This window comes from Mesorhizobium sp. M7A.F.Ca.CA.002.04.1.1, assembly GCF_004022805.1.
GTDB lineage: Bacteria > Pseudomonadota > Alphaproteobacteria > Rhizobiales > Rhizobiaceae > Mesorhizobium > Mesorhizobium ciceri.
Window position 1 is genome coordinate 1 of record NZ_RZPL01000443.1, and the last position, 4,836, is coordinate 4,836.

Below are 4,836 nucleotides of genomic sequence, written 5' to 3' on the forward strand. Positions count from 1 at the left end.
CACCAGATGGTCCTGTCCGGCAGCCTTGGCGCCGATCAGCCGTGCCGCCAGATAGTGTGATTTCGTTGCGGTCGTTCTCAGTGCCATGCTGGCCGCGACTGCCTTGTTCGTGTCGCCGAGCATGAGCTCACCGACGAACAGCCCATAGTCCCACCATGTCGGGTGTCCGCTGAAGGTCTCCGCCGCATGATCGAGGATCGGCGTTCCCTCGGCGTAGCGTCCGGCGAAGATCAGCCCGTAACCGTAAGCGGCGGCCATGCCGAGATCGTAGGGGTTGAGTTCATAGGCCTTGCGCATCCAGCGGATTGATTCGTCCGTATTGCCGAGGTGCGAACTGACATAGCCGTAGGCGCGATGCGCATAAGGGCTGGTCGGACCCATCTGCACGCCGCGATGGGCAAACTCGACGGCTGTTTCAATCGTCGCGTTGGGCGGATAGGCGTAATGATCGGACACCGCCTCGAGATGCAGGGAAGCAAGTTCCGAATAGACGAGCGAGGACTTGGTTCCACCATTGGCCAGCTTCTCGAGGCAACGATAGGCCGCCTCATGGGTCCTGGCGTTCTGGTCGAGGTAATATTTGCCGTTGAGCAGCAGGCACTGCGTCAGACCGTTTGGCGTGCCGGTCTGCTCGATATAGTTGTAGATGGTGCCGGAGGCGGGGAGTGCCGAGCTCAGCATGTCGGCAATACGGTCTTCGACCGCCGCAGGTGCGCTGTCGGCAGGGGTGAGATTGCGCGATAGAAGCACCCGTCCGGACGCCATGCTTTGCAGTTCTATCGTGATATCGCCCGCGTCCGGTCCGGGCAGGATGTCGAATATGAAGCTCGCAGCGTCGTCGGCTGGATCGTTGACGGTGTCGCGGCCGATGAAGTCGATCGTATCGAAGCCACTCAGGCCGGCGCGCAGCGATGCGGCGACACGGCTGGCGTCGGAGCCGTCAGCCTTGAGTCCGATATAGACTTGCGGCAGGGCGTCAGCCCTTGCCGACGATGTGATGCTTGCGGTTGCGCCAGCGGTCTCCGGCGTTGCCGAGATGTCGCCGCCTGCCAGCAAGGCAGTGCTGCCCTGGCGAAGGATCAGTACGCCCAGCATGGCGATGACCAGGGCGATCGCCATCCAGAAAAAGCGGAGATGGCGCGCCACCGAGGGGGCAGGCGAAGTCGGTACGGAAGTCAGAGACATCGCCTCCGGCGTGCCCGTGCCGGCTTCGTTTGACCGATCGGCGGATGCGGCGCCGTCCAGCCTGAGTTCGGGAACAGCCTCGGCAATATCCGGCAGGCGGATCGCATTCGATTCATAGGCAGGAACATAGCCGCCGCGCGGAATGGCGATGCGGACCGGTTCGGCAATTCCCTCATTGGCGAAATAGTGCTGCAGAAGCTCGCGCAGCCTGCCTGCCTGCACCCGCACCACGGCATCGGTGGACGGGTCGAAATCGCCGTCCTTGCCGAAAACATCCATGGCAATGGAAAAGCCCTTGAGCCTGTCGGCTTCGCCGGCCTGTTCACGTTCGACAAGATAGCGTAGCAGCTTGCGCGCGCGTTCGGATCGGCCGAACGTTTGGCTGGCAAGCAGTCGCTCCAGTGTCTCGCGCACTGCGGGGGCGGCAGGCGTGGCATGCTGCAAGTGTCGATCCTCTCGAAGTCGGCACAGGTTGAGGCGCGATCATATAGGTCCCGCACCACCACACAAGTATACACCCCATTATGCGATCACGTACCCACCGGATAATTCCGCGGTGGTTAACGGCCCGAAAGGTCGGAACCGATCACCAGATTGGACGGTTCCGATCTTTGTTCCCGTCGGGCGTCAGCCGGCTTTTTTGCCGACGATACGGTTGGCGGCGGACATCACTGCTTCCAGCGAGGCGGCGACGATGTTGGTGTTGATGCCTGCGCCGAACAGCTTGCCGCCGGGATATTCCATCTCGACATAGGAAATGGCCGACGCGTTCGAGCCGCGCTGCATCGAGTGCTCGGAATAGTCGAGCACCGACATCTCGACACCGAGATGACGTGACAGCGCATCGACGAAGCCGTCGATCGGGCCGGTGCCTGTGCCCGATATCGTCAGTTCCTTGCCGTTGTCGAGGATGACCGCCTCGACGACGCGCCGGCCCTTGATCTCGGTGCTGGGATAGGTGTGGTGATCGAGGAATTTCAGCCGCGCGCCGGGCTGGTCGACATAGGTCTCGAGAAAGCGCTCGTAGATGCGCCTGGCCGGCACTTCCTTGCCCTCGGCATCGGTGATCGCCTGGATTTCCTGGCTGAACTCGATCTGCAGGTTGCGCGGCAAATTGAGGCCGTAATCGGCCTGCAGCACATAGGCGATGCCGCCCTTGCCGGACTGCGAATTGATGCGGATGATGGCTTCGTAGCTGCGTCCGACATCGGCCGGGTCGATCGGCAGATAGGGCACTTCCCACAGACTCGTATTGGCCTTCTTCAGCGCCTTCATGCCCTTGTTGATGGCATCCTGGTGCGAACCGGAAAAGGCGGTGTAGACGAGTTCGCCGACATAGGGGTGGCGCTCGGGGATCTTCAACTGGTTCGAATATTCATAGACGTCCTTCATCCGGTTGATGTCCGAGCAGTCGATCAACGGATCGACACCTTGCGTGTACATGTTCAGCGCCAGCGTGACGATGTCGACATTGCCGGTGCGCTCGCCATTGCCGAACAGCGTGCCTTCGACACGGTCGGCGCCGGCCATCAGGCCGAGCTCGGTGGTGGCGATGCCGGTGCCGCGGTCATTGTGCGGATGCAGCGAGACCAGCAGGTTCTCCCGGTTGTCGAGGTTGCGGCACATCCACTCGATGCGATCGGCATAGATGTTGGGTGTCGACATCTCGACCGTCGAGGGCAGGTTGATGATCAGCTTGTTGTCAGCGGTCGGCCTGACGATCTCGGTGACGGCGTTGCAGATCTCCAGCGCAACTTCCAGCTCGGTGCCGGTAAAGCTTTCCGGCGAATACTCGAAACGAAAGCCTCCGCCGGCCTTGGCCGCCATGTCGGTGATCATCTTGGCGGCGTCGGTGGCGATCCGCTTGATGCCGCCGACGTCCTTCTCGAAGACGACGCGACGCTGCAATTCGCTGGTCGAATTGTAGAAATGGACGATCGGGTTGGTGGCGCCCTTCAGCGCCTCGAAGGTGCGGGTGATCAGCTCCGGCCGGCACTGCACCAGCACCTGCAGCGAGACATCGGCGGGTACGTTGCCTTCCTCGATGCACCAGCGGGCAAAGTCGAAATCGGTCTGCGATGCCGACGGGAAGCCGATCTCGATCTCCTTGAAGCCCATGTCGAGCAGCAGGCCGAACATGCGTGCCTTGCGCTCATGGCCCATAGGATCGATCAGCGCCTGGTTTCCGTCGCGCAGGTCGACCGAGCACCAGATCGGCGCCTTGTCGATAACCTTCGAGGGCCAGGTGCGATCGGTGAGACCGACGGTCGGATAGGGCTGATATTTGCGAGCCGCGTCGGGCATGCCTTTGGCCGAATCCGTGTCGGCTACCGCGGCATCGGAGCGGATCTCTTCTCGTGCGTTCATCGTCGTTTCTCCCGGCGGCTCATGGATCCACCTTCAGGTGGATTGATGGCGAGCGGCGCCTTTACCAGAATTTCGTTCGCTTGATGTGATTGCCAAGGAGCATGCGCTTGCGCGGCGGTTCGACCGCCGGGCGCTCCTTCAGCGAACCCGGCGATCGCCGATAAGGCCGAGAAGAAGCAGGGTCGAAGCCAGCGCGCGCACGGTCTCGCCGGAAAAACCGGTCGGACGGGAAGCGTTGCTGGCGCGCGTGTTCATGGCGGTTCTCTTACAGGAGCGGCTTGTGGGAGGCAAGTGGGCCGCGGGCCGTGTCGTAAGCACATGAGTTGTCCGGATTAGCACGTGAGTTGTCCGGTTTCATAGCCAGCGAATGGAGGCTGGGGATGAAGCGGGCCGCAGGCCGTGCAGGACAACGAATCCGGGTTAACGGGCTTCTTCGGAGCCTTTGCCGGCGCGTTGGCCGACGAAGCGTCAAACGAAAAACCCGCCTGTGCGGCGGGTCACTGGCGCAAATCAGCACCATGGATGAAAATGTACCTTAGCTGAGGGCAGGGAGTCAAGAAAAAATTCCTATCATTAAAAACTTTCGGCACAAAGGCTGCCAACACCGCCGAACTGACTGCCGCCGCCAGGCCTTTGTTCAGCTGAGTTCGGCAGGCCGTGTCGTAAGCAGTCGTCCGGATTAGGCAGCAGATGAGTTGTCCGATTTGTCTGTCGGCTGGTTGAGACGGGCGGCACCCCGACGCGCGTGCTCTTCCCCAGGCGCGGCAAATGCGCCAGACTTGGGCGACGGGTTGCGATGTCCAGTCGCCGGGAGGGGTCGTCCATGAATTTCGTGTTCTTCTCGCCGCATTTTCCCGCCAATGGCGCGGATTTCTGCGACCGTTTGAAGAAGGCCGGGGCCAGGCTGCTCGGTATCGGCGACGCGCCCTATGACGCGCTCGACGCCAAGCTGAAGGCGGCGCTCAGCGAGTACTACCGTGTCGCCGACATGGAGGACTATGATCCGGTGTTCCGGGCAATGGGGCATTTCATCCACAAGTGGGGCCGCATCGACCGCTTTGAATCGCTCAACGAACACTGGCTGGAGCTGGAAGCCAACATCCGCACCGATTTCAACATCTACGGCACCAAGCTCGATTTCGTGAAGAACCTGAAGCGCAAGAGCCGCATGCGTGCCTTCTTCCGCAAGAGCGGCGTCGACACCATCGCGCAGCGCAAATGTTCCGACCGCGCCGGGGCCATGACCTTCATCCGGCGCGTTGGCTATCCGGTGGTGGTCAAGCC

At 61.6% G+C, this 4,836-nt stretch carries 2 protein-coding genes and 1 pseudogene; 1 reads left to right on the forward strand and 2 read right to left on the reverse strand.

Going from position 1 to position 4,836, the window contains the following annotated elements:
• Together ENZ75_RS21215 and leuA are read right to left on the reverse strand one after the other, a co-directional pair.
• Positions 1–1,629 (reverse strand): hypothetical protein (locus tag ENZ75_RS21215; protein WP_128278289.1); only part of this gene is annotated, 1,629 nt, incomplete at its 3' end.
• 183 nt (positions 1,630–1,812) lie between these two features.
• Entirely contained in the window at positions 1,813–3,552 is a 1,740-nt protein-coding gene (gene leuA / locus ENZ75_RS21220; RefSeq protein ID WP_032899463.1) for a 2-isopropylmalate synthase, read from the reverse strand.
• Positions 3,553–4,375: 823 nt separating this feature from the next.
• Here leuA and ENZ75_RS21230 point away from each other — a divergent pair.
• Positions 4,376–4,836 (forward strand): annotated as a pseudogene (locus ENZ75_RS21230) (carboxylate--amine ligase); the annotation flags it as partial.